Origin of the sequence: Streptomyces sp. NPDC005438 (genome assembly GCF_040606315.1) — a bacterium.
Classification (GTDB): Bacteria; Actinomycetota; Actinomycetes; order Streptomycetales; family Streptomycetaceae; genus Streptomyces.
The window spans coordinates 364,768-387,466 of sequence record NZ_JBEXEP010000005.1; the positions used below are offsets into that span (position 1 = coordinate 364,768).

The 22,699-nt window shown below is 72.0% G+C and carries 17 protein-coding genes; 11 read left to right on the forward strand and 6 right to left on the reverse strand.

The genetic code is table 11. The features are described 5' to 3' along the window. Nucleotides 1-175 precede the first annotated feature (175 nt). The 3 genes from ABZT14_RS13845 to ABZT14_RS13855 form a co-directional block, all read right to left on the reverse strand. Complete coding sequence (locus ABZT14_RS13845; protein WP_356300995.1) at nt 176-448, reverse strand: hypothetical protein; 273 nt, start codon at nt 446-448, stop codon at nt 176-178. Between the two features lie 68 nt (nt 449-516). Continuing rightward, a complete protein-coding gene (locus ABZT14_RS13850; protein ID WP_356300997.1) occupies nt 517-1,110 on the reverse strand; it encodes a TlpA disulfide reductase family protein in 594 nt (197 codons plus the stop codon). Between the two features lie 44 nt (nt 1,111-1,154). After that, nucleotides 1,155-2,162, reverse strand: coding sequence for a LacI family DNA-binding transcriptional regulator (locus ABZT14_RS13855; RefSeq protein WP_356301000.1), 1,008 nt, complete (start codon nt 2,160-2,162; stop codon nt 1,155-1,157). Between the two features lie 234 nt (nt 2,163-2,396). On the opposite strand from ABZT14_RS13855, the gene ABZT14_RS13860 reads away from it, so the two are divergent. The 10 genes from ABZT14_RS13860 to ABZT14_RS13905 all read left to right on the forward strand — a co-directional run bounded on the left by ABZT14_RS13860 (nt 2,397) and on the right by ABZT14_RS13905 (nt 15,523). Beyond that, entirely contained in the window at nt 2,397-3,476 is a 1,080-nt protein-coding gene (locus ABZT14_RS13860) for a glycoside hydrolase family 172 protein (protein WP_356301003.1), read from the forward strand. Between the two features lie 92 nt (nt 3,477-3,568). Continuing rightward, entirely contained in the window at nt 3,569-4,978 is a 1,410-nt protein-coding gene (locus ABZT14_RS13865; protein ID WP_356301006.1) for a sugar ABC transporter substrate-binding protein, read from the forward strand. Continuing rightward, complete coding sequence (locus ABZT14_RS13870; protein WP_356301009.1) at nt 4,975-5,931, forward strand: sugar ABC transporter permease; 957 nt, start codon at nt 4,975-4,977, stop codon at nt 5,929-5,931. Before ABZT14_RS13865 ends, ABZT14_RS13870 begins: the two co-directional genes overlap by 4 nt. Next, nucleotides 5,921-6,805 carry a carbohydrate ABC transporter permease gene (locus tag ABZT14_RS13875; protein ID WP_356301012.1) on the forward strand — a complete coding sequence of 295 codons (885 nt, stop codon included), beginning with the start codon at nt 5,921-5,923 and terminating at the stop codon, nt 6,803-6,805. The genes ABZT14_RS13870 and ABZT14_RS13875 overlap by 11 nt, the downstream gene beginning before the upstream one ends. Before the next feature lie 59 nt (nt 6,806-6,864). Then, on the forward strand, nt 6,865-8,283 hold the full coding sequence (locus tag ABZT14_RS13880) for an L-fucose/L-arabinose isomerase family protein (protein ID WP_356301014.1): 1,419 nt from the start codon (nt 6,865-6,867) through the stop codon (nt 8,281-8,283). Beyond that, a complete protein-coding gene (locus ABZT14_RS13885) occupies nt 8,280-9,923 on the forward strand; it encodes a sugar ABC transporter ATP-binding protein (protein ID WP_356301017.1) in 1,644 nt (547 codons plus the stop codon). The genes ABZT14_RS13880 and ABZT14_RS13885 overlap by 4 nt, the downstream gene beginning before the upstream one ends. Continuing rightward, on the forward strand, nt 9,920-11,200 hold the full coding sequence (locus tag ABZT14_RS13890; RefSeq protein ID WP_356301019.1) for an ABC transporter permease: 1,281 nt from the start codon (nt 9,920-9,922) through the stop codon (nt 11,198-11,200). Before ABZT14_RS13885 ends, ABZT14_RS13890 begins: the two co-directional genes overlap by 4 nt. Next, complete coding sequence (locus ABZT14_RS13895) at nt 11,197-12,240, forward strand: substrate-binding domain-containing protein (protein ID WP_356301022.1); 1,044 nt, start codon at nt 11,197-11,199, stop codon at nt 12,238-12,240. Before ABZT14_RS13890 ends, ABZT14_RS13895 begins: the two co-directional genes overlap by 4 nt. Before the next feature lie 137 nt (nt 12,241-12,377). Continuing rightward, nucleotides 12,378-13,874 (forward strand): FGGY-family carbohydrate kinase, encoded by a 1,497-nt coding sequence (locus ABZT14_RS13900; RefSeq protein ID WP_356301024.1) that lies wholly within the window; start codon nt 12,378-12,380, stop codon nt 13,872-13,874. Between the two features lie 227 nt (nt 13,875-14,101). Continuing rightward, a complete protein-coding gene (locus ABZT14_RS13905) occupies nt 14,102-15,523 on the forward strand; it encodes an FG-GAP-like repeat-containing protein (protein ID WP_356301027.1) in 1,422 nt (473 codons plus the stop codon). Between the two features lie 848 nt (nt 15,524-16,371). Here the strand turns inward: ABZT14_RS13905 and ABZT14_RS13910 are convergent. Both ABZT14_RS13910 and ABZT14_RS13915 read right to left on the reverse strand, forming a co-directional pair. Further along, complete coding sequence (locus ABZT14_RS13910; RefSeq protein WP_356301030.1) at nt 16,372-17,163, reverse strand: maleylpyruvate isomerase family mycothiol-dependent enzyme; 792 nt, start codon at nt 17,161-17,163, stop codon at nt 16,372-16,374. 93 nt (nt 17,164-17,256) lie between these two features. Beyond that, nucleotides 17,257-19,416: an AAA family ATPase gene (locus tag ABZT14_RS13915; protein WP_356301033.1), complete on the reverse strand. Its 2,160-nt coding sequence runs from the start codon at nt 19,414-19,416 to the stop codon at nt 17,257-17,259. Nucleotides 19,417-19,853: 437 nt separating this feature from the next. Here ABZT14_RS13915 and ABZT14_RS13920 point away from each other — a divergent pair, with 437 nt between their 5' ends. Next, nucleotides 19,854-20,165, forward strand: a complete 312-nt coding sequence (locus ABZT14_RS13920; RefSeq protein ID WP_356301035.1) for a hypothetical protein — start codon at nt 19,854-19,856, stop codon at nt 20,163-20,165. 760 nt (nt 20,166-20,925) lie between these two features. Here the strand turns inward: ABZT14_RS13920 and ABZT14_RS13925 are convergent. Beyond that, nucleotides 20,926-22,587, reverse strand: a complete 1,662-nt coding sequence (locus ABZT14_RS13925; protein WP_356301037.1) for a DNA repair helicase XPB — start codon at nt 22,585-22,587, stop codon at nt 20,926-20,928. Nucleotides 22,588-22,699 lie beyond the last annotated feature (112 nt).

A 22,699-nucleotide genomic window follows, 5' to 3' on the forward strand; every position in this document is an offset into this window, starting at 1 on the left:
CCCCAACTCGCTCGCGCGGTACGGGAGTTGGGACGCGGTGAGCGGCTACGGCCGTACCCGGGGCCCGGGTTGGGCGCTCCCGACTCCCGCAGAGCCTCCCCAGGTACGGGGTGCCGTGGGGGTGGGCGTCGTAGCCGAAGGAGCCGCACTCGGCGTCGCTCCAGCGCGGGGCGGCTCAGCCCCCGAGGGTGGTGACCAGGAAGCCGAGGTACAGGACAGCGACCACGCCGGCGCCCAGACCGAGGGCGGAGTAGCGGCGGTGGAGCACACCCCTGAACCCGCTGCCCAGACCCAGGGCGCCGAAGACGCCGGCCAGGCTGCCGCACAACAGGGGCAGGCCCAGGCCCGCGACCCCCACGAACACCGCGCCGAGCAGGGCGAGCACCCCCAGTGCCAGTGACGCGCCCCCGTACAGGGTGGCCGGACTCCGGTCCGCGTTCGTGGTCATGGGTGTCGCTCCTTGAGGTGGGCCGCCGAGGTTCTCGCGCGCCGGGCCGGTCCACCGGCCCGGCCGGTTCATCCCTCCCGTACGACGGAGTCCACCGCCCCGCGCAGTTCCGCGCCGTCGACGGCGGCGAGGATCCGTACGGCGATCCTGCCCTCGCGGTCGATGACCAGGGTGTTGGGGATGCCCTGGGGCATCAGGCTGCCCCGGGGGAAGCGGGACAGCAGCCGGCCCTCGGGGTCGTACCAGCTGGGGTACGGGACCTTGTAGGCGCGCTCGAAGGCACGGGCGTTGTCCTTGCTGATGTCGCGGGTGTTGATGCCGGCGAAGCGCACCCCCTTGCCGTGGGTCTCCCTGGAGACCTTCGCCAGCTCGCCGGCCTCGGCGCGACAGGGACCGCAGGTGGAGCCCCACACGTTGACCACCAGGACCTTCCGGTCGAAGTCGGCCATCCGCAGGCGGTCGCCCTCCAGAGTCTCCCCGCTGAGCCGGGGAGCGGAGGCGCGGTCGGCCGGCTTGACGTAGGTGACGCGGCCGGCCCCCTCGGGGGAGTCCTTCTCCGAGGAGGTCCCGCTCGTGGGGTTCCCGTCGCCGCAGGAACTCAGCAGGCAGCCGGCCAGGGCGAGAGCTGCGGCGTGACGTCGGAGGCGCGTAGGGGAACTCACCCGGCGGATTCTAGGGGCCGGGTGTCCACCGTCCCGGGGGCGGCTCAGTCAGGGCGGGGTCCGGCGGTGGACTCGCGGGGGTGGAGGGCGGTACGCAGCACCACGGTCTGGAGGGGCTTGTCGGAGCCGGCGATCCGTTCCTGGAGGAGGCTGGCGGCGGCCACCCCCAGGTCGTAGGCGGGGAGTTGGACCGTGGTGAGGGAGGGGTTCACCAGCGAGGCCCAGGGCACGTCGCCGAAGGAGAGGATGCCGAACCCCGGGGGCTCCACCCCGGCTTCGCGCAGCGACTGGAGGGCGCCCACGGTCATCAGGTTGTTCGCCACGAACACCGCCTCCGGCGGGTCCGGGAGCGCCAGCAGGTCGGCCATGGCCGCGCGGCCCCCCTCGACCCGGAAGTCCGCGTGCCGTACGTGGGCGTTGACCCACTCCGGGTCCACTCCGGCGTCCCGCATGGCGGTGCGGTAGCCGGCGAGCCGGTCCTCGGAGGTGGAGGCGCCGGCCGGCCCGGTGATGCAGGCGATACGGCGGTAGCCCCGGTCCACCAGGTGGTGGGTGGCCTCCTCGGCCCCGTGCTGGTTGTCGACCATCACCGCGTCCACCTCGGCGGCCCGGGGGCGCCGGTCGACGGCCACCACCGGCATCCCCCGTTCCAGCAGCCGGCCCAGGTCGGTCTGGCTGCGGGAGGAGGCGGCGACGATCACTCCGGCCATCTGCTCGGCCAGGGCGATGTCCAGGTAGCGGCGCTCCTTGGCGACGTCCTCGTCGCTGTTGCACAGCACCACCGAGAGGTTGGTGCGTTGGGCGGCGTCCTCCACCCCCCGGGCCAGCGCGGTGAAGAAGGGGTTGGCGATGTCGGGGATCAACAGGCCGATCACGCTGGCTCGTTGCATCCGCAGGGAGCGGGCGACGCGGTTGGGGGAGAAGCCCAGTTCGTCGGCGGAGCGGCGTACGCGTTCGGCGCGCTCGGGGGTGACCCGGCCGCCGTTGAACACGCGGGAGACTGTCGCGGGGGAGACGCCGGCGGCCTTGGCCACGTCGTTGATCGTTGCCACTGGTCTGTCGCGGCCTTCCTGGTCATCGAGCGGTGAGGGGCGTGGAGTGAATCCTTACCGAACGAGCCCTTGACACCCCTGAGTACGAACTCTACTTTCGCGTGAAATGGATTTCAACAGGGTTTCCCCCGGCTCCCGTTGACCGCCCGTCTCGTGGTGTCCCACAGGTAGTCACTGCTGGCGGGATTCTTTGCGCCATCAAAAGAAATCGATTTCACGACGACGAGGTGTGGAATGCTCCACGAGCTAGCCCGGAAGACCAACGCCGTCTCCCGCTCGATCAGCCCGGAGAACTTCACCGGTGGCAAGGGCGCCGGTGGTCGGGCGACCCAGGGCACCGGAGCCCAGGCGGCCGGCTCGCTCGGCCAGGGGTGGAAGATCTCCCCCAGCATCGAGATCGCCCCCGGTCAGACCGCCGAGCTGGCCGACATCGAGGGCTCGGGGTCCATCCGTCACCTCTGGTGCACCACCGCCCCCCACCGCGCCTGGCGCGGCACCCTGCTGCGCGCCTACTGGGACGACGCCGAACTGCCCGCCGTCGAGACCCCGTTGGGCGACTTCTTCTGCAACGGCTGGAACACCTTCAGCCAGGTGTCCTCCCAGCCCGTCGCCGCCAACCCCAACGGCGGCTTCAACAGCTACTGGACCATGCCCTTCCGTTCCCGGGCCCGGTTCACCGTGGAGAACCTCTCCGCCGAGACCGTCACCCTCTACTACCAGATCGACTACGAACTGGACGAGGTGCCCGAGGACGCCTGCTACCTGCACGCCCAGTGGCGCCGCAGCAACCCCGTCCCCCGGGGTGAGACCCACACCCTGCTGGAGGGCGTCACCGGCCGGGGTCACTACGTCGGCGCCTACCTGGCCTGGGCCACCAACAGCCCCGGCTGGTGGGGCGAGGGCGAGGTGAAGTTCTACCTGGACGGCGACGACGAGTTCCCCACCATCTGCGGCACCGGCACCGAGGACTACGTGGGCGGGGCCTGGAACTTCGACGTACCCGAGCGGGGCTACACCACGTACACCACCCCCTACCTGGGGCTCAACCAGGTGCTGCGGCCGGACGGGCTGTACGCCAGCCAGCAGCGGTTCGGGATGTACCGCTGGCACGTGGTCGACCCCGTGCGCTTCGCCAGCGACCTGCGGGTGACCGTGCAGTCGCTGGGCATCGGCCCCGGCAACGGCAACGGGCTGCCCCACCGCTACCGCCCCACCAGCGACGACATCGCCTCGCTGGCGCTGTTCTACCTCGACCGCCCCGAGCCCAGCGGCGCCCCCGCCACCCCGGGGCTGCTCGACCTCGAAGTGGACTGACCCACCCCTCGTGGGTCCGGCGTACCCGAGCCGCCAAGGGGCCGCCGGACCCGCGACCACCCCGACTCCCCGACCGAGAACAGGAGCACCCCATGCTCCAGCACGGCCCACCCCGACCGCCGGCCAGGCAGGACGACCAGGCCGCCCGGACCGCCAGCAGTACCCGGACCGGCTCCTCCGCCCCCTCCCGACGCCGCTTCCTCGGCACCGCCGCGGCCCTGGGCGCGCCCGCGCTGCTCACCGGCTGCGGCTCCGCCCAGGCCGGCGGCGGCACGTTGAAGTTCTGGAACTTCTACGCGCCCCAGCAGTCCGAGGACCCCGCCCTGCGGGCCCAGTCCAAGTGGTTCACCGACCTGGTGGACGAGTGGAACGCCAGCCACAGCACGCGGATCGAGCTGGTCTACGTCCCCCCTCGGACGTACCAGACCGGCTCCAAGCTGCCCACCGCCTTCGCGGCCGGCAGCGGACCGGACATCTTCCTGGCCAGCCCCGGTGACTTCCTGCGCTACTACAACGGCGGGGTGCTGGCCGACCTGACGCCGCACACCGACAAGGGGCTGGTCGACGACTACCACCCCAACACCCTCGACAGCCGCATGGTGGACGACCGGATCTACGCCCTGCCGATGGAGGTGGAGCCGCTGGCCATCTACTACGACGTCGCCTCCTGGGAGAAGGTCGGCCTGTCCGAGGGCGACATCCCCACCACCTGGGACCAGTTGCTGGCCGTGGGGAAGAAGCTCAGCAGCCGTACCCGGGCCGGGCTGGTGATGGAGACCGTGCCCGGCTACCTCCAGAACTTCCTGTGGTACCCGTGGATGTGGCAGGGCGGCGGCGACGTGCTGGACAAGGACGGCGACCCCTCGGTCAACACCAGAGCCGTACGGCAGGCGCTGCAACTGTGGAAGGACGCGGTACGCGAGGGCATCACCCCCCGTACCCCACCGGCCGCCAACGACCTGCTGTCGGCCTTCCAGAACGGCACCGCCGGGATGTGGCACAGCGGCATCTGGCAGGTGTCGAGCTTCCGGGCCTACGCCCCCAAGCACAAGTACGGCATCTTCAGACTGCCCACCCCGCCCGGCGGCAAGTACACCACCGCGCTGGGGGGTTGGTCCTTCTGCGCCAACGCCAAGGGCCGTGACCCCGAGGCCGCCGCCGCGTTCTGCGGCTGGGCGCTGGGCCGTACCTCCAGCGACTGCGTGGACCGGATGGTCGACTGGTGCACCAAGGCCAAGTCCGACATCGCCCCCCGCCGGTCCGCCCTGCGCGAGGGCACCCGGCGCGGCGGCTACGACGACTGGGCCATGAAGTACTTCAAGGACGAGGTCTTCCCCGGTGGCCGGGCCGAACCCCGCTACCCCCCGGTGATCTACAAGGCCATGTCGGACGCCATCCAGGGCACCATGCTCGCCGGCCGCGACGTGCGCTCCGAGGCCGAGCGGGCCGACCAGTCGGTGCGCGCCTACGTCAGCGGCTACAAGGGGGCGAGCCTGGTATGAGCGAACTCGCCACCTCACCGCCCCCCGCCGCCACCCCGGCCGCGACCCCCCGGCCGACCGGCCGGCGGATGAGCCGCCGGCACCGCGAGTGGCTGGCCGCCGCCCTGTTCCTCGCCCCGGACTGCGTGGGCCTGGCCCTCTTCGTCGGCCTGCCCATGGTGCTGTCCCTGCTGCTGAGCTTCTTCCAGGTCAGCGGCTTCGGCAGCTACGAGTGGGTGGGCCTGGGCAACTACCGCCGCATGGTGGGCGACCCCCTGTTCTGGGACTCCATGCAGACCACCGGCCTGTACGTACTGGTGCTGGTGCCCACCCTGTTCGTGGTGAGCCTGGGCCTGGGCCTGCTGGTGCGGCAGAAACTGCCCGGCATGGGGGTGTTCCGCACCCTGTTCTTCCTGCCGTACGTGATCAGCCTGGTGGTCGTCGGGCTGCTGTGGAAGTTCATGTTCGACGACCAGGTGGGCGTGGTGAACAAGTCGCTGCGCGCCGCCGGGATGGAGGGCCACTCCTGGCTGGGCGAGCCGTCCACCGCGCTGTACGCGGTGATAGCGGTCTTCGTCTGGGTCATGATGGGCTACTACATGATCATTTTCCTGGCCGGGCTCCAGGAGATCCCCAGGGAGTACTACGAGGCCGCCCGCATCGACGGGGCCGGCCCCTGGGCCCAGTTCCGCCACATCACCTGGCCCCTGCTGAGGCCCACCAGCTTCTTCGTGCTGCTGATGTCCACCGTGGCCGCCATCACCGGCGGGTTCGAGCTGGTCTTCGTCCTCACCGAGGGCGGCCCGGCCAACAGCACCTCGCTGGCGATCTTCTACATCTACCAACAGGCGTTCGTCTTCGGGGAGTACGGCTACGCGTCCGCCATGGGCACCGCCCTGGTGCTGGCGATGACGCTCTGCTCCGTACTGATCTTCAGGATCACCAAGGGCGGGAGGTTCGACGATGGCCAGTGAGACCGCCACCCCCCGGCGCGGGGCTTCGCGCAGCGGCGACGGAACCGGTCACGGGGGCGGAGGTGCCGGCCGCTCGGGACGCCTCGGGCTGACCGTGGTCACCGCCGTACTCGCCCTGATGGCCTTCTTCCCGGTGCTGTGGATGCTCACCGCCTCCCTCAAACCCCGGGACCAGGTCAACGACGGCCGGCTGGTGCCCAAGGACGTGACCTTCCAGAACTTCGTCTACGTCTTCACCGAAGTCCCCTTCACCCGCTACCTGTTGAACAGCTTCCTGATCTCCGCCGTGATCACCGTGGTGGCCCTGCTGCTGCACTCCATGGCCGCCTACGCGCTGGCCCGGCTGCGGTTCCCCGGCCGGGACACCCTCTTCACGGTGATCTTCTCCACCCTGCTCATCACCCCGCCGGTGGTGCTGATCCCGCTGTTCCTGGTGGTCCGCGAGATGGGGATGCTCGACACCTACGCCGGACTGATCATCCCGGCGATCTTCAACGCCTTCGGCATCTTCCTGCTGCGGCAGTTCTACGTCCAACTCCCGCGCGAACTGGAGGAGGCGGCCATCGTCGACGGCTGCGGCCACTGGCGCGTGTACTGGTCCATCGTGCTGCCGCTGTCCCGCCCCATCCTGTCGGCGCTGGCCATCTTCTTCTTCCTCGCCAACTGGAACTCCTTCCTGTGGCCCCTGGTCGCCACCAACGACCCCGACCTGACCGTGGTCCAACTGGCCATCACCTCGTTCCAGGCGCAGTACACCTCCAGCTGGAACTACGTGCTGGCCGCCGCCGTGGTCGCCGCGGCCCCGATGATCGTCCTGTTCTTCGGCTTCCAGCGACAGATCGTCGAGTCCATCAAGACCTCCGGCCTCAAGTAGCGGCCGGACGCGCAACCCACGCCAGAAGCACCCCCCAACACCCGGAGGACATCCGCCTCATGGCACGCATCGGTCTGCTCCCCCTCTCCGACGGCCGCGACTACGTCCAGCGGGACGTCACCGCCCACATCGACCGGGCGGCCCGGCAACTCGCCCAGGTCCTCAAGGACGCCGGACACGAGGTGATCGTCGCCCCCGAGCAGGTCAGCAGTAACTCCCTGGCCACCAGCCAGGCTCGATGGGTGGCCAACCACCACCCCGACCTGACGATCCTCCACCACTCGGTGTGGACCTTCCCCCACTTCACCGCCCTGGCCGCCGAGTCCACCCCCGGCCCGCTGCTGCTGGTCGCCAACATCGACCCCCAGTTCCCCGGCATGGTCGGGATGCTCGCCGGCGGCGGAGCCCTGGACCAGCTGGGCCGCACCCACGCCCGCGCCTGGGGCGACCTGGACGACCCGGCCGTGGTCGACCGCATCCTGGCCCAGGTACGGGCCGGGGCCGCGGTGTCCGGGCTGCGGGGCTCCACCTTCGGCCGGGTCGGCGGCCGACCGATGGGCATGTACACCGCCACCGCCAACACCGACCAGTGGATGAAGCTGTTCGGCGTCGACGTGGAGGAGATCGACCAGTGGGAGGTCGTACGCCGTAGCGAGAACGCCGAACAGTCCCGGGTCACCGCCGCCCGCGAGTGGCTGGAGCGGCACGCCGCCGGCGTCCACTACGACGGGGACCGGCTCACCCCCGAACTGCTGGAACGCCAGATCCGCACCTACTACGCGATGCGCGAACTGATCGACGAGTGGAACCTCGACTTCTCCGGCGTCAAGGGCCAGCCCGAACTGACCGCCAACTTCTGCACCATGGACATCGCCGAGGCCTTCCTCAACGACCCCTACGACTGGGAGGGCCCCAAGGACACCCACGTCACCTCCACCGAGGCCGACATGGACGCCGCGCTGACGATGCAGATACTCAAGCTGCTGTCCGGCGACCCGGTGCTGTTCGCCGACGTGCGCCACTACCACGCGGACAAGGACGTGTGGGACCTGTGCAACTCCGGCCAGCACGCCACCTGGTACGCCGCCCGCTCCAGCGACCCGGCCGAGAACCTGCGCAAGGTCAACCTGTTCCCCGAGGTCTTCTACTTCCCGGCCGGCGGCGCCTCCGTACAACACCTGGCCGCCCCCGGTGACATGACCTTCGCCCGGCTCACCCGCGAGGACAGCCGGTACCGGATGCAGGTCATGCGCGGCTCCTTCGTGGACTACGACGCCGACACCAACGAGCGGATGATGCGCGCCTCCACCTGGGAGTGGCCGCACGCCTTCGCCTCCCTCAACTGCGAGGCCGAGGAGTTCCTCAGCCGCTTCGGCGCCAACCACATCCACGCCGTACCCGGTGACTACGTCGCCGAACTCCGCGCCGTCTGCGCCCAGTTGGACATCCGCTACGAGGGCTTCGGAGACGCCCGGTGAGCGAGCGGCACCCCGGCGGCGGCCCCCACCCCGGGGGCCCGCCGCTGCTGCGGATGCGGAACATCACCAAGAGCTTCCCCGGGGTGCGGGCGCTGCGCGGCGTCCACCTGACGGTGCGCCCCGGGGAGGTGATGGCGCTGCTCGGGGAGAACGGGGCGGGCAAGTCCACCCTGATGAACGTCCTCGCCGGGCTGCACCCCGACCACGGCGGCACCGTCGAGTGCGAGGGACGGCCCGTCACCCTCCACTCGCCCCGGGACGCCCGCGCCCACGGCATCGGCATGATCCACCAGGAACTCCACCTGGTACCGGAGCTGTCGGCCGCCGAGAACATCTACCTCGGCAGCGAACCCACCACCCGGCGCGGCACCGTGGACCGACGGGCCATGGAGGCCGGCGCCGCCCGGCTGCTGGCCCGACTCGGCCTCGACATCCCGCCTCGGCGCCCGGTGAAGGAGTGCCGGATCGCCGAACAGCAGCTGATCGAGGTGGCCAAGGCCCTGCGGGCCCGGGTACGGCTGCTGGTGATGGACGAGCCCAGCTCCGCCCTGGCCGACGCCGAGGTACGGCGGCTGTTCACCGTCATCCGCGACCTGACCGCCCAGGGCGTGGGCGTGGTCTACATCTCCCACCGGCTGGAGGAGCTGGAGGAGATCGCCGACCGGGTCACCGTGCTGCGCGACGGCGCCTGGGTGGGCGAGCGCCCCATGGCCGACACCGACCGCGCCGAACTCGTACGGCTGATGGTCGGCCGGCCGCTGGGGGAGCTGTACCCCAGGGCGCCGGAGCAGCGGGGCGGTGACCCCGTACGCCTGGCCGTACGGGGGCTGAGCTGCGACCCGCCCGAGGGCACCCCCCTGCGGGACATCGACCTGACCGTACGGGCCGGGGAGATCGTCGGGCTGGCCGGACTGATGGGCGCCGGCCGTAGCGAACTCCTCAACGCCCTGTTCGGGGTCTACGGCACCCGGCTGGACGGCACCCTCACCCTCGACGGCGCCCCCTACCGGCCCCGCAGCCCCCAACGGGCCATCCGCGCCGGCCTCGCCCTGCTGGCCGAGGACCGCAAGGCGCAGAGCCTGGTCCTGGGCAACACCGTACGGTTCAACGGCTCGCTGGCCGCCCTGCCCCGCTACCGCCGCCCCTGGCGCACCGTCGACCGGCGCCGTGAACGCGAGGCGGTCGCCCGGCAGATGGAGGAACTGCGGGTCAAGACCCCCAGCATCGACACCACCGTCCGCGACCTGTCCGGCGGCAACCAGCAGAAGGTCGTGCTGGCCAAGTGCCTGCTCACCGAGCCGAAGGTGCTGCTGGTCGACGAACCCACCCGGGGGGTGGACGTCGGCGCCAAGGCCGAGATCCACGCCCTGCTGGACCGGCTCGCCGCCCAGGGCACCGCCGTCCTCGCGGTCTCCTCCGAACTGCCCGAACTCATCGGCCTGTGCGACCGGGTGCTGGTGCTGTGCGAGGGACGGCTCACCGGCGAGTTCCACCGCGACCCCGCCCACGGGCCACCGGCCGAACAGGAGGCCCTGCTCACCGCCGCCATGGCCCGACAGACCGTCACCGAGGAACCGCCACCACCCCCGGCGGCCGGCGACGACGCGCACGCGCACGACACCCCCCGGAGCGCCCCATGACCAAGCACCCGTCCACCCCCGAACTGGCCCGGGAACCCGCCACGTTGGCCGAACGCGGCCGGCGCCTGCTGCCCGTACTCGGCTCCCTCCAGGGCTACATCGGACTGGTCCTGGTCATCGTCCTGGGCGTCACCACCCAGAGCGAGATCTTCCTGACCGAGGAGAACCTCACCGACGCGGTCGGCGCCTTCGCCTCCCGGGGCATCCTCGCCGTGGGCGTCACCCTGGTCATCCTCACCGCCGGCATCGACCTGTCGGTCGGCTCGGTGATGGGCATCGCCTCCATGGCCGCCGCCATGATGGTCTTCGACCACGACATGCCCGTCTGGCAGATCGTGCCGTTGTGCATGGTCCTGGGCGCCCTGTTCGGCTTCCTCAACGGGGTGGGCACCGCCTGGCTGCGCATCCAGTCCTTCGTGATGACGCTGGCCATGCTGTCCATCGCCCGGGGACTGGACAAGCAACTGTCCAACAACGAGGCCCAGTCCACCCAGCCCCGCGTCGGGGACCGGCTCACCGAGAACGCCGAGTCCTTCCAACTGCTGGGCACCCCAGGCCACAACGTCCTCACCGCACTGCTGCCCGGCGGCGTCTACTTCCCCGTACTGGCCTTCGTCGGGGTGTGCGTCCTCTTCCACTGGGTGCTGTCCCGCACCACCTTCGGGCGGCACATCTACGCCGTCGGCGGCAACCCCACCGCCGCCCGGCTGTCCGGCATCAACGTCAGCTTCGTGGTCATCGCGGTGTTCACCCTCTCCGGGATGCTCGCCGGTTTCGCCGGCCCCATCGACGCCGCCTACAGCGCCTCCGCCGACCCCCTGGCCGGCACCTCCTACGAGCTGGACGCCATCGCCGCCGCCGTCATCGGAGGGGCCAGCCTCGCCGGAGGCCGGGGCACCATCGTCGGCACCTTCATCGGGGCGCTGATCCTCACCCTGTTGGACAACGTGCTGGGCCTCAACGACGTCAGCTCCAACTGGCAGTTGGTGATCAAGGGCGTGATCGTGGTGGTCGCCGTCGTCCTCCAGCGTCCCGACCTGCTGCGCCGCCCCTCCCGACGGGCACCGCCCGAGGACCGTACGACCGCGCCGGGCGGGAGCCCCGAGCCGGGCGGCGGCGGTACCGGCGGTGGCTCCGACGGCGAACCCCCCAGCGCCCCCGAGGGCGACGCGGCGCCCCGTACACCGCACCAGACCCCTCGCCGGGAACCGGCCGCACCAGCCCCCGCCGAACCGGCCGAGCGCCCCGACCACACCAAGGAGAACGAGGCCCCGTGAACACCCGACAGCACATCCAGCGGCACCCCCGCCGGCGTACCCCTCGGCGCACCCTGACCACCACCGCCCTGGTGACCGCCTCCGCCCTGGCCGCCCTGACGGCCGCCACCGGTTGCAGCTCCAAGGGCACCAGCGCCGACGGCGAACCCGACAAGGACGGCACCTTCACCGTCGGCTACTCCCAGGCCAACAACGCCGAGCCGTACCGCGCCCAACTCAACAAGCAGCTCACCTACTTCATCAAGAAGTACCCCAACCTCAAGCTGCTGCCGATCGCCGACGCCAACCAGAACAGCGCCACCCAGATCAGCCAGGTGCAGACCTTCGTGAAGAAGAAGGTCGACGTGCTGATCGTCTCGCCCAACGAACCCGACCCGCTCACCCCCGCCGTACAGCGCGCCTGCGACGCCAAGATCCCGGTCATCGTCCTGGACCGCGACGTCAAGACCGACTGCTACACCTCCTTCATCGGCGGCGACAACCACGAGATCGGCAAGCGTGCCGGCGAACGCGCCGTCAAGGCCCTGCCCGACGGCGGCAACGTCGCCGAACTGCGCGGCGTACTCTCCGCCAAGCCCCAGATCGAACGCCACCAGGGCTTCCTGTCCGCGCTCAGGAAGAACCCCAAGATCAAGGTGGTCAAACAGCGCGAGGCCAAGTGGCTGCGGAAGAACGCCACCGAGATCACCCAGCAGTGGCTACAGGGCGGCACCAAGATCGACCTGGTCTACGGTCACAACGACGACATGGCCATCGGCGCCCGGCTCGCCGCCCAGGGCAAGGGCAAGGCCAAGGACATGAAGTTCATCGGCATCGACGGACTCGCCATCGACGGCGGAGGGATACGCGCCGTCCAACAGGGCGACCTGCTGGCCTCGTTCGTCTACCCGACCGGAGCCGAGGAGGCCGCCCGCACGGTCCACGACATCGTCACCAAGAAGAAGGTGAAGAAGAAGCAGATCCTCGGCACCGAGGAGATCACCAAGGACAACGCCGCCGAGATGTTCAGGAAGTACGACTTCAGCAAGAAGACCGGCTGACCCGGCCCCTCGACCGTCCGGGCCCGGACTCCCAACCTCCCCACCGGGCCCGGACCACCCCACTCGCCCCCCTCCCACGGACCCCCCGAACCCCCCGACCCCACCTGTCACCGACCGAACCGCCGAGGGACTTGGCTATGACCCTGCTGCTAGGCATCGACATCGGCACCTCCAGCTCCAAGGGAGTACTCACCGGCACCGACGGCCGGCTCGTGGCACAGGCCCAGCGCGAGCACCGCACCGACACCCCCCGCCCCGGCTGGGTGGAACACGACGCCGAGACCGTGTGGTGGCGGGACTTCACCGAGCTGACCCGCGAACTCCTGGCACGAGTCCCCGAAGGGGAGAGCGTCGCCGCCCTCGGGGTGAGCGGCATCGGCCCCTGCCTGCTCCCGGTCGACCGGGACGGCACCCCGCTGCGCCCCGCGATCCTCTACGGCGTCGACACCCGGGCCGGCCGCCAGATCGACGACCAGACCCGCCGCTACGGCGCCCAACGGGTGCTGGAACGCTGCGGCTCCCCCCTCAGCAGCCAGTCCCTCGGCCCCAAGATCGCCTGGCTACGGGAAGAGGAACCGGACACCTACCGGCGCGCCCACCGCTGGTACATGGCCAGCTCCTTCCTCGCCCACCGCCTCACCGGCGCCTACGTACTGGACCACCACTCCGCCAGCCAGTGCACCCCGCTGTACGACCTGCGCCGCCGCGAGTGGATCGAGGAGTGGTGCGAGGAGATCGGCCCCGGACTCCAGTGGCCCACCCTGGTGTGGCCTTCCCAGACCGTCGGCACCGTCACCCCGGAGGCCGCCCTCCTCACCGGGCTGCCCGCCGGGCTGCCCGTGGTCGCCGGCACCATCGACGCCTGGGCCGAGGCCACCGCCGTGGGCGCCACCCGCCCCGGCGACCTGATGCTGATGTACGGCACCACCATGTTCCTGGTCAACGTGCTGGCCGAGCCCCGGCCCGACGAGCGGCTGTGGTGCACCGCCGGCGCCTTCGCCGGCACCTACTGCCTGGCCGGCGGCATGGCCACCTCCGGCGCGGTCACCGGCTGGCTCGCCGACCTCACCGGCTCCGACTACGGCACCCTCACCGCCGAGGCCGCCGCCCTGCCCCCGGGCGCCGAGGGCCTGCTGATGCTGCCGTACTTCGCGGGGGAGCGGACCCCGGTCTTCGACCCCGACGCCCGGGGGGTGATCGCCGGGCTGACGCTGCGCCACCAGCGCGGCCACCTCTACCGTGCCGCCCTGGAGGCCACCGCCTACGGGGTACGCCACAACCTCGCCGCCTTCACCGAGGCCGGCGGAGCCCTGGATCGGGTGGTCGCCGTCGGGGGAGGGGCCCGCGAACTGTGGACGCGCATCGTCTCCGACGTCACCGGCCGCACCCAGCACGTACCCCGCCACACCATCGGCGCCGCCTACGGCGACGCCTTCCTCGCCGCCGTCGGCGCCGGACTGGCCCGCCCCGAGGACATCGGCGACTGGAACCCGATCGAGCACACCGTCCACCCCGACCCCGACCACCGCGAGGTCTACCAGCAGCTGTACGACCACTACCTGCGCCTCTACCCCGACACCCGCGAACTGGCCCACACCCTGGCCGCCCGCCAACACACCGACAGCCAGCGGTAGTTCGGCCCCCCTCCCGGGGCGGACGAGGGCGGGGCGTTCGGAGAGTCCACGAGGGGTGGGCCGGCGCGCGGTACAACCGTGCCCCGCCCCGGCACGTCTACGCCAGGAGTGCCCCCACCCCGGGCCGGCCCCCGGGCCCCCGGTCACGGTGGGGAGGAACGCCGAGGACAACGGGAGGAAGAGTGGGGCGCGGACCCTCCAGGCCCGGGAGGCTGGCCGGATACCTCGTGGCGGCCGTCGTCGTGGTCACCGGCCTGGTCGCCGGACTGATCGCCCACCAGGCCGGCGTACTGCCCGGACAGCACGACCCGTCCGACGACTGGGCCCACCAGCCCGCCAAGCCGGTCCAGAAGGAGCGGGGCGACTTCGACCAGGACGGCTACGAGGACCTGGTGGCGGTCTCCTCCACGGCCACCGTCGACGGCGTCAAGGACTCCGGCTACGCGGTCGTGCTCTACGGCTCGGCCCAGGGCATCGACACCGGCCGGCGACAGATCCTCTCCCAGCACTCCGAGGGGGTCGAGGGCGGCGGGCGCAAGGGCGTCCACTTCGGCGGAGGCGGCGCCACCGCCGCCGACCTCGACGGCGACGGCGTCCCGGACCTGGCCGTGGGCTCCGACCACGGCGTCACCCTCTTCTGGGGCACCAGGGGAGGCCGCCTCAGCGGGGGAACCCTCCTGCCCCGCAAGGAGTTCGACACCGGCGAACTGGCCCTGGTGTCGGGCGACTTCGACGGCGACGGCCACGCGGACCTGGCCACCGACTCCCGACGGTACGGCCGCCTCACCGCGCTGTACGGCCCCTTCACCCGGGACGGGAAGGTCGCCCGCACCGCCTACCCCAGGGGCCGGGACCAGACCCTCAGGGACATGACGGTCGGTGACCTCGACGGCGACGGCAGGGACGACCTGGTCAGCCGCCACGCCCTGGAGGACCTCGGCCCCGCCACCCTTCTCTGGAGGGGCGGCGCCAGGGGTCTGAAGGCACCGGGGAAGAAGGACGAACTGCCCCACGCCAGCGCCGTGGTCCTCGCCGACGTCGACGACGACGGCTACGACGACCTGGTGATGTCCCGCACCGAGGGCCCCGAGTCGGAGGCCGGACGCATCGAGGTCGTCCACGGCACCCGGAAGGGGCCTGGCAGGCGCACCGTCCTCGAACGTGACGCCATGCCCCGGGTCGGCGACGGTGGCGAGTGGTGGGGCGCGGCCCTGGCGGCCGGTGACGTCGACGGGGACGGCGTCACCGACATCGTGGTGGGCGCCCTCTCCGGCACCGACGAACTCCCCGAGGAGGGCGGCAAGGAGCACTCCGGTGCCGTGGTCCTGCTGAAGGGAAGCAAGAAGGGACTCACCGGGAAGGGCGGCCAGGTCCTGGACCAGGACTCCCCGGGGGTGCCGGGAAAGAGCGAGGCGGGCGACTCGTTCGGCACCGAACTGACCCTCCGCGACACCGACGGCGACGGTCGGGCCGACCTCGCGGTGAGCGCGCCCCAGGAGGACGGCGTACACCCGGAGACCGGGGCGACCTGGGTACTGCGGGGCGACGCCGGGGGTCTGACCACCCGGGGCGCCACCTCGTTCTGGCCCGAGTCCCTCGGGGCACCCGCCGGCGAGGGCACCTCCTTCGGCAGCCCCCTGGGCGACTGACCCCGCCCCGACGCCCACCCCATCGCCGAGGCGGCCCGGTCGGCGCCGTGACCGGGGTCGGGGGTAGGACGTCCGGGTGGGGCAACTCTGGCGCGTAGGGCGGGGGTTACTGGTCCGCCCCCCACCGGGTGACCGGGCTGTCGGATGGGCCGGTCACTCCGTCCGGGCCCGGGCGGGCGGGGGTGCTGTCGCCCGCCGAGGGGGGGAACTCCGTCCGGGGTGAGCCCCTGGTGCTGGCCTCGTATCCCGGGTGTTCGTGGCCGGGGGTGTCCGGTGGTGGGGCGCTGTGACCGGGGTCGGGGGGTGCGGCAACTCTGGCGCGTAGGGCGGGGGTTACCGGTCCGCCCCCCATCGGGTGACCGGGCTGTCGGGTGGGCCGGTCACTCCGTCCGGGCCCCGGTGGGCGGGGGTGCTGTCGCCCGCCGAGGGGGGAACTCCGTCCGGGGTGAGCCTCCGGGGCTGGCCTCGTATCGCGGGTGTTCGTGGCCGGGGGTGTCCGGTGGTGGGGTGCCGTGACCGGGGCCGGGGGGTGCGGCAACTCTGGCGCGTAGGGCGGGGGTTACCGGTCCGCCCCCCACCGGGTGACCGGGCTATCGGGTGGGCCGGTCACTCCGTCCGGGCCCCGGTGGGCGGGGGTGCTGTCGCCCGCCGAGGGGGGAACTCCGTCCAGGGTGAGCCCCTGGTGCTGGCCTCGTATCCCGGGTGGTCGCGGGCGGGGGTGTCCGGTGGTGGGGTGCCGTGACCGGGGTCGGGGGTGCGGCGTCCGGGTGCGGCAACCACGGCACTTGTGGTGACGGTCACCGGCCTCCTGGTGGCCGGGTTGCTCGGGGCCGGCCCCGTACCTCGGATCAGTCCTCGGGGGGCTCCTCCTGGTCGTCGGGGCTCAGCGGTGGCCAGGCCCGCAACTGCTCGAACACCTTGCGGTCCCCCTCGACCTCCAGCGACTCCATGGGGGAGCGGCTGTGCAGGGCCAGCAGCAGTTCGCTCGCCGACCCCCGCAGGGTGAGGTCGGGCGGGGTGCCGTCGTCCGGCCCGCCCTCGTCGACGGTCGTCCCCGCGTCCGTCAGCTCCAGGGACCACACGGGCCCTTCGTCACAGGCCAGCCGTACCGTGGCCGGCTGGTGGGGCCAGGGCCCCATGGAGCACAGCCCGACGGTGACGAACTCCTCCACCCCGTCCAGCGCCACCCGGGTCGGTACCGGCTCCGGCACCCCCACGGCCTCCTGGGCGTCGAAGGTGTGCACCGCCACCTCCAGCACCTGGTGCCGGGCGACCGTGGCGGCCGACAGCGCGGCCACCTCGGGGGACCACCAGCCCCAGCAGCCCCGGTCCGGGCCGGCCTCCCGCAACCGCGACAGATAGAGGTCGGTGCACTCGCGGGACCACTCCAGCAGGTCACCCGAGGGTTCGGCCCCGTCCCCCAACTGGTCCGGTGGGGCGTCGGCGGGACCCCGCAGGACGACGAGGCTCCAGGCGAGGTGTACCTGTCCCAGGTGGATCACCAGGTCCCGCAGCGACCAGGCCGGGCAGCCCGGCACCCGTTCACCCAGGTCGGTGGAGCGGCGTACGGCCTCCCGGAAGGCCTCGGAGCGGGTCTCGACGAGGGACAGGCACTCGCTGAAGTCGAAGGGTTCACGCATGGGGCATTCCTAGCAGTCGCGGGGCACGGAACGGGCGATCCCGCGAGGTTCGCCGTCCCACCCGGTCGGCGAACCCACACGGGTGGCCTGGACTCAGTCCCCCAACTCCGGGGGGAGCGGCCGGGAGTGGACGACGGTGAGCCCGGACACCGCACGGGTCAGGGCCACGTACAGCCGGCGCAGACCGGTACGCCGGGCCCGCTCGTCCCCCGGGGCACCGGTGGTCTCCGCCTCCACCAGGGCGGAGGGTTCGTCCAGTACCACGTGGTCGTACTCCAGGCCCTTGGCGAGCGAGGCAGGGGCCAGGGTCAACCGGCTGGCGCGCACCTCGGGGCCCTCCGCCGCCACCCCCTCCGCGTCCCCCTCGGGGGCGCCCAGCAGCAGGGCGGACAGGCCGGCCGCCTCCAGGGCCTTCGCCAACCGGGGCACCCGCTCGTCCGCCGCGATCAGCCCCACCGACCCCTCGCGCTCCAGGGACTCCGCACAGGCCGCCACCACCCGCTCGTCCAACAGGGACTCCTCGACCCGACGCACCACGAACAGTCCGGGCGCCTCACGGATCGAGGTCGCCTCCCGCAACTGGGGGGCGATCACCGGCAGCAGGCGGGAGGCGTAGGCGATGACCTGACGCGGTACGCGGAAACCCTCGGTCAGCTCCTCCACCCGGGCGTCCGGCTTGCCCAGGTGGGTCAGCGCCTCGGCCCAACTCCCGGTCGCCCAGGGGGTGGTGCCCTGCGCCAGGTCACCCAGGACGGTCGCCGAGCCGGTGGAACACCGGCGGCCCACCGCCCGGTACTGCATCGGGGACAGGTCCTGCGCCTCGTCCAGCACCACGTGCCCCAGCGAGGGCGTCCGGGACACCAGGTCGCTCGCCTCGTCCACCAGTACCGCGTCCGCCAGGCTCCACTTCGCCGAACGCACCCCGCGCGGCGGCTTCCTCCAGAGGACGGCCCGCTGCTCCTCCTCGTCGAGGATCCCGTCGGCCTGGGCGGCCAGGAACCCGGGGTCGGACAGCAGCCGGAGCACCACCTTGGCCGGGTCCACCACCGGCCAGACCTGTTTCACCGTCGCCTTGACCGCGCTGTTGCGGGCCACCGCGTCCTGCACCCGGTCGTCCGGCGCCTCCCCGGACCGCTCCATACGGACCAGCACCGCGTGGGCGATCCGCTGCGGCAGAGCCTCCCGGGCGGCCCCGTAGCGGATGTCCCGGTCGAGCAACTCCCGTACCAGTTCCTCCAGTTCGTACGCCGGAATCCGCCAGCGCCGGATGCCCCGGACCACCACGCAGGGCTCGGTGGGCATGGTGACCTGGGACCGTACGGCGCGACGCAGCACCCGTGCCATCCGGGCGTCGCCCTTGATCCGGGCGGCCTCGGGGTCGTCGGTGCCGCGCACCTCCACATGGGCCACCAGGTCCTCCACGGTGGCCTGCTTCACCTGCAACTCGCCCAGCGCGGGCAGGACCTGTTCGATGTAGCGGAGGAAGGAGCGGTTGGGCCCGACCACCAGGGTGCGGGTACGGGCCAGCCGCTCCCGGTGCGCGTACAGCAGGTACGCCACCCGGTGCAGGCCCACCGCCGTCTTGCCGGTACCGGGGGCACCCTGGACACAGATGGTCCGCTCGACCCCGGCGCGGACGATCTCGTCCTGTTCGGGCTGGATGGTGGCCACGATGTCCCGCATCGGACCGACGCGGGGCTTCTCGATCTCCGCCTGGAGCAGGGCGCTGGCGCGTTCCGTCTCCTCCGGGTCGGTCAGGTTCTCGTCCTCGTAGGCCACCAACTCCCCACCCTGGTAACCGAACCGGCGGCGGAGCAGCACTCCGTGGGGCTCCTTGCGGGAGGCCTGGTAGAAGGCCTGGGACACCGGGGCGCGCCAGTCGATCACCATCGGGTCGCCGTCGGAGTCGTGGACGTGGCGTCGGCCGATGTAGAAGCGGCGGCCGTCGGCGTCCGGCCCGTCGGCCGGGGCGTCCCCGGCGGAGTCGACGCCGGGCGGGCGCTCGTAGTCCAGCCGTCCGAAGAACAGCGGGGTGTCCGCCAGGTCGGCCAGCGCCTTGATCCGCTCGCCGACCTGGCGGTTGAGCACCTCGGCGTTGACCCAGTTCGCGGCGACGTCGCGCAGGTCCAGGGACTCGGCGTCCTCGCGCATCGCGCGCAGCGCCGCCCGGGACCGGGCCAGGTGCGCCTGCTCCCGGGCCAGCGCCGGGTCGGTCGCGGCGGGGGCGGGGGACGGGGGGACGTGCTCGGGCACGGCGAAGCCTCCAGGCGGTGCGGCACACGCGTCGGCCCGCCGGGGCGACCGCGTGCGGAATACGTACGGGAAACGGGGAGAGGCCGACCGGTTTCCGTCCGGGCGGGGTCCTCCCGGCGGGGAGGAGGCAAGGCGCGGAATCCTAGTGGCAGTCACCAGGGGCTCGCCAACTCTTTTCCCCGCCCCGCGCGCGGCGTGCGGCCGAGGGTGGGTGGGTGCGTCGGTGTGGCCGTTGAGGGCCGTTGAGGGCCGGTGTTCGTCGGGGAGTGGGCCCGGGTCGGTACGGTGACCCTGGTCAGGGCCGGGAACTCTCCCCTCGTGGCGGGGGCGGCCCCGGTGGCCGGGGTGTACGGATGTGGGTTCACCGTCAATCTCGCCGGCGCCCTTGGTGGCGGCCCCGATCGCGACCCTGGCGGCACGAGGAAGGCACTGCGCTGATGACGGACCCCTCCCTCGCGGATGGTGATCGTGGTTGCCTCCGTGCGCTTCTCGTCGTTCCCCTGGTCGTACTCACGCTGATCGCCGCCTTCTTCTGTTGGACAGCTCTGACCATCAGGCCGTCCGGCTCCTGGGACCACGACGCGTCCACCGGCATCGTCCTGTCGTGTGTCCTCACCCTCGGCGCCTCGGGGCTGGCGTCGGCGATGTGGCTGGTGCCCTCCCTTCGGAGGCTGATGCCGTGGTGGTGGATGGTCCCGGCCCTGTCGCTCGGCGTGCTGGCGGCGGTCCGATGGGCGGTGGATACCTGATCCCCGGGGCGCCGGGAGCCTGGGAGCGCCGGTGCCTCGCCGGCTGGACGGGGACCAAGGCGGTACCGGAAGTGGTGTGAGGGGTGCCCCAACCGGCTTGAGCCGTACGGGAGTTGGGCACGGTGGCCTTGGGCGGCCCCAGTGACCCCGGGCGCCCCCCGGGTTCTTGGTGACGGGGACCTGGTGGCGGGGGCACACGCGGGGTGGTTACCGGGTCCGATGGCGGGGTCCTGGTCGCGGGGTCGTATCCGGGGTCCTGTTCGCGGGGTCCCGTGCGTGGCTCGGGTTCCGTGGCCCCTGGCTCGTGCGGTCTCTGGTGTCCGGTCCGTTCTAGGGCGGGGCGGGCTGTGGGTGGGGGCCACTTGGGTGGGGGCTGGTGTTGTTCCGGTACTGGGGTGGAGGGGTCATGGCTGGGGCAACGCCCCTGGGGCTGACGCCTGTTCGGGTGGGTGCCCGACGGGGTGGACGTCCTGTCCGGGTGCCCCTGGCCGGGCGGGCTGAGCCTCGGCTGGCTTGCCCGTCCGGCTCGTGTGCTGCCGGGGTGCCCGGGCTGGCAGTGGCCGTGGTCGGGGTTACCCGAGCTCGTACGGCCCGTGCCGGAGCTGGCCAACTCCGGTCGGCTCGGGGTGTGTTGGGGCTTGTTCGTTCGGCTCGCGCGCTCCCGGGGGTGCCCGGGCTGGCAGTGGCTGTGGTCGGGGCCGCCCGAGTCCGTACGGCCCGTGCCGGAGTCGGCCAACTCCGGCCCCCGGTTCGGCTCGCGTTAGGGGGTGTCCTCGGGGTCCTCGGCCAGCAGTTCGTGGGCGTCGGCGATCCGGTAGGCGTACCCCTGCTCGGCGAGGAAGCGCTGACGGTGGGCCGCGAAGTCCTGGTCCACGGTGTCCCGGGCCACCACCGAGTAGAACCGCGCCTCGTGGCCGTCCGCCTTGGGGCGCAGCACCCGGCCCAGCCGCTGGGCCTCCTCCTGCCGGGAGCCGAAGGTCCCGGACACCTGGATGGCCACGGTGGCCTCGGGCAGGTCGATGGAGAAGTTGGCGACCTTGGACACCACCAGGACCTCCAACTCGCCCTCCCGGAAGGCGTGGAACAGCTTCTCCCGTTGGGCGTTGGTGGTGTCCCCCTTGATCACCGGGGCGCCCAGGTGCTCGCCCAACTCGTCGAGCTGGTCGATGTACTGCCCGATCACCAGGGTCTGCTGGCCACGGTGCCGTCGTACCAGCGCCTCGGTCACGCGCTGTTTGGACGCGGTGCTGGCACAGAAGCGGTACTTCTCCTCCGCCTCGGCGGTGGCGTAGGCCAGCCGTTCGGAGTCGGTCAGGTTGACCCGTACCTCCACGCAGTCGGCGGGGGCGATGTACCCCTGGGCCTCGATCTCCTTCCACGGGGCGTCGAAGCGCTTGGGGCCGATCAGCGAGAACACGTCCGACTCCCGCCCGTCCTCCCGCACCAGGGTCGCCGTCAGCCCCAGACGCCTGCGGGCCTGGAGGTCGGCGGTGAACTTGAACACCGGGGCGGGCAGCAGGTGCACCTCGTCGTAGATCACCAGCCCCCAGTCCCGGGAGTCGAAGAGTTCCAGGTGGGGGTAGACGCCCTTCCGCTTGGTGGTGAGCACCTGGTACGTGGCGATGGTGACCGGCCGGATCTCCTTGCGCGCCCCGCTGTACTCCCCGACCTCGTCCTCGGTGAGCGAGGTGCGGCGTACCAGTTCGTGCTTCCACTGCCGGGCCGAGACGGTGTTGGTGACCAGGATCAGCGTGGTGGACCGGGCGGTGGCCATCGCCCCCGCGCCCACCAGGGTCTTGCCCGCCCCGCAGGGCAGCACCACCACACCGGAACCGCCGTGCCAGAAGCCCTCGACCGCCTGCCGCTGGTAGGGGCGCAGCTGCCAGTCGTCCTCCCGCAGGTCGATGGGGTGCGCCTCCCCGTCGACGTAGCCGGCGAGGTCCTCGGCGGGCCAGCCCAGCTTGAGCAGTACCTGCTTGACCTGCCCCCGCTCCGAGGGGTGCACCGCCACGGTGTCCGGGTCCACCCGGTTCCCCACCAGGGGCTTGATCCGCTTGGAGCGGAGCACCTCCTCCAACACCGGGCGGTCGGTGGTCTCCAGGACCAGCCCGTGCACCGGGTGCTTCAGCAGCCGCAGCCGCCCGAAGCGGGACATGGTCTCGGCCACGTCCACCAGCAGGGCGTGCGGCACCGGGTAGCGGGAGTGCTCCACCAGCGCGTCGACCACCTGCTCCGCGTCATGGCCGGCGGCGCGGGCGTTCCACAGCCCCAGCGGGGTGATCCGGTAGGTGTGGATGTGCTCCGGGGCCCGCTCCAGTTCGGCGAACGGCGCGATGGCGCGCCGGCACGCGTCGGCCCGCTCGTGCTCCACCTCCAGCAGCAGCGTCTTGTCGCTCTGCACGATCAGTGGTCCGCCGTTCACCCTGTCTCCTGACTGTTCCGGGACCGGTCGACCGTTCTGGGGCCGGTGCCCCCAGTGTCCCGTACCGGCCCGGGCCGCCGGACGCCCTTCGGCGTGACATGTCTCGCCCCCG

Coding starts and splice junctions, on each gene's coding strand:
- ABZT14_RS13845 (WP_356300995.1), bottom strand. CDS start 448: ATGACCACGAACGCGGACCGGAGTCCGGCCACCCTGTACGGGGGCGCG.
- ABZT14_RS13860 (WP_356301003.1), top strand. CDS start 2,397: ATGCTCCACGAGCTAGCCCGGAAGACCAACGCCGTCTCCCGCTCGATC.
- ABZT14_RS13865 (WP_356301006.1), top strand. CDS start 3,569: ATGCTCCAGCACGGCCCACCCCGACCGCCGGCCAGGCAGGACGACCAG.
- ABZT14_RS13870 (WP_356301009.1), top strand. CDS start 4,975: ATGAGCGAACTCGCCACCTCACCGCCCCCCGCCGCCACCCCGGCCGCG.
- ABZT14_RS13875 (WP_356301012.1), top strand. CDS start 5,921: ATGGCCAGTGAGACCGCCACCCCCCGGCGCGGGGCTTCGCGCAGCGGC.
- ABZT14_RS13880 (WP_356301014.1), top strand. CDS start 6,865: ATGGCACGCATCGGTCTGCTCCCCCTCTCCGACGGCCGCGACTACGTC.
- ABZT14_RS13890 (WP_356301019.1), top strand. CDS start 9,920: ATGACCAAGCACCCGTCCACCCCCGAACTGGCCCGGGAACCCGCCACG.
- ABZT14_RS13900 (WP_356301024.1), top strand. CDS start 12,378: ATGACCCTGCTGCTAGGCATCGACATCGGCACCTCCAGCTCCAAGGGA.
- ABZT14_RS13910 (WP_356301030.1), bottom strand. CDS start 17,163: ATGCGTGAACCCTTCGACTTCAGCGAGTGCCTGTCCCTCGTCGAGACC.
- ABZT14_RS13920 (WP_356301035.1), top strand. CDS start 19,854: ATGACGGACCCCTCCCTCGCGGATGGTGATCGTGGTTGCCTCCGTGCG.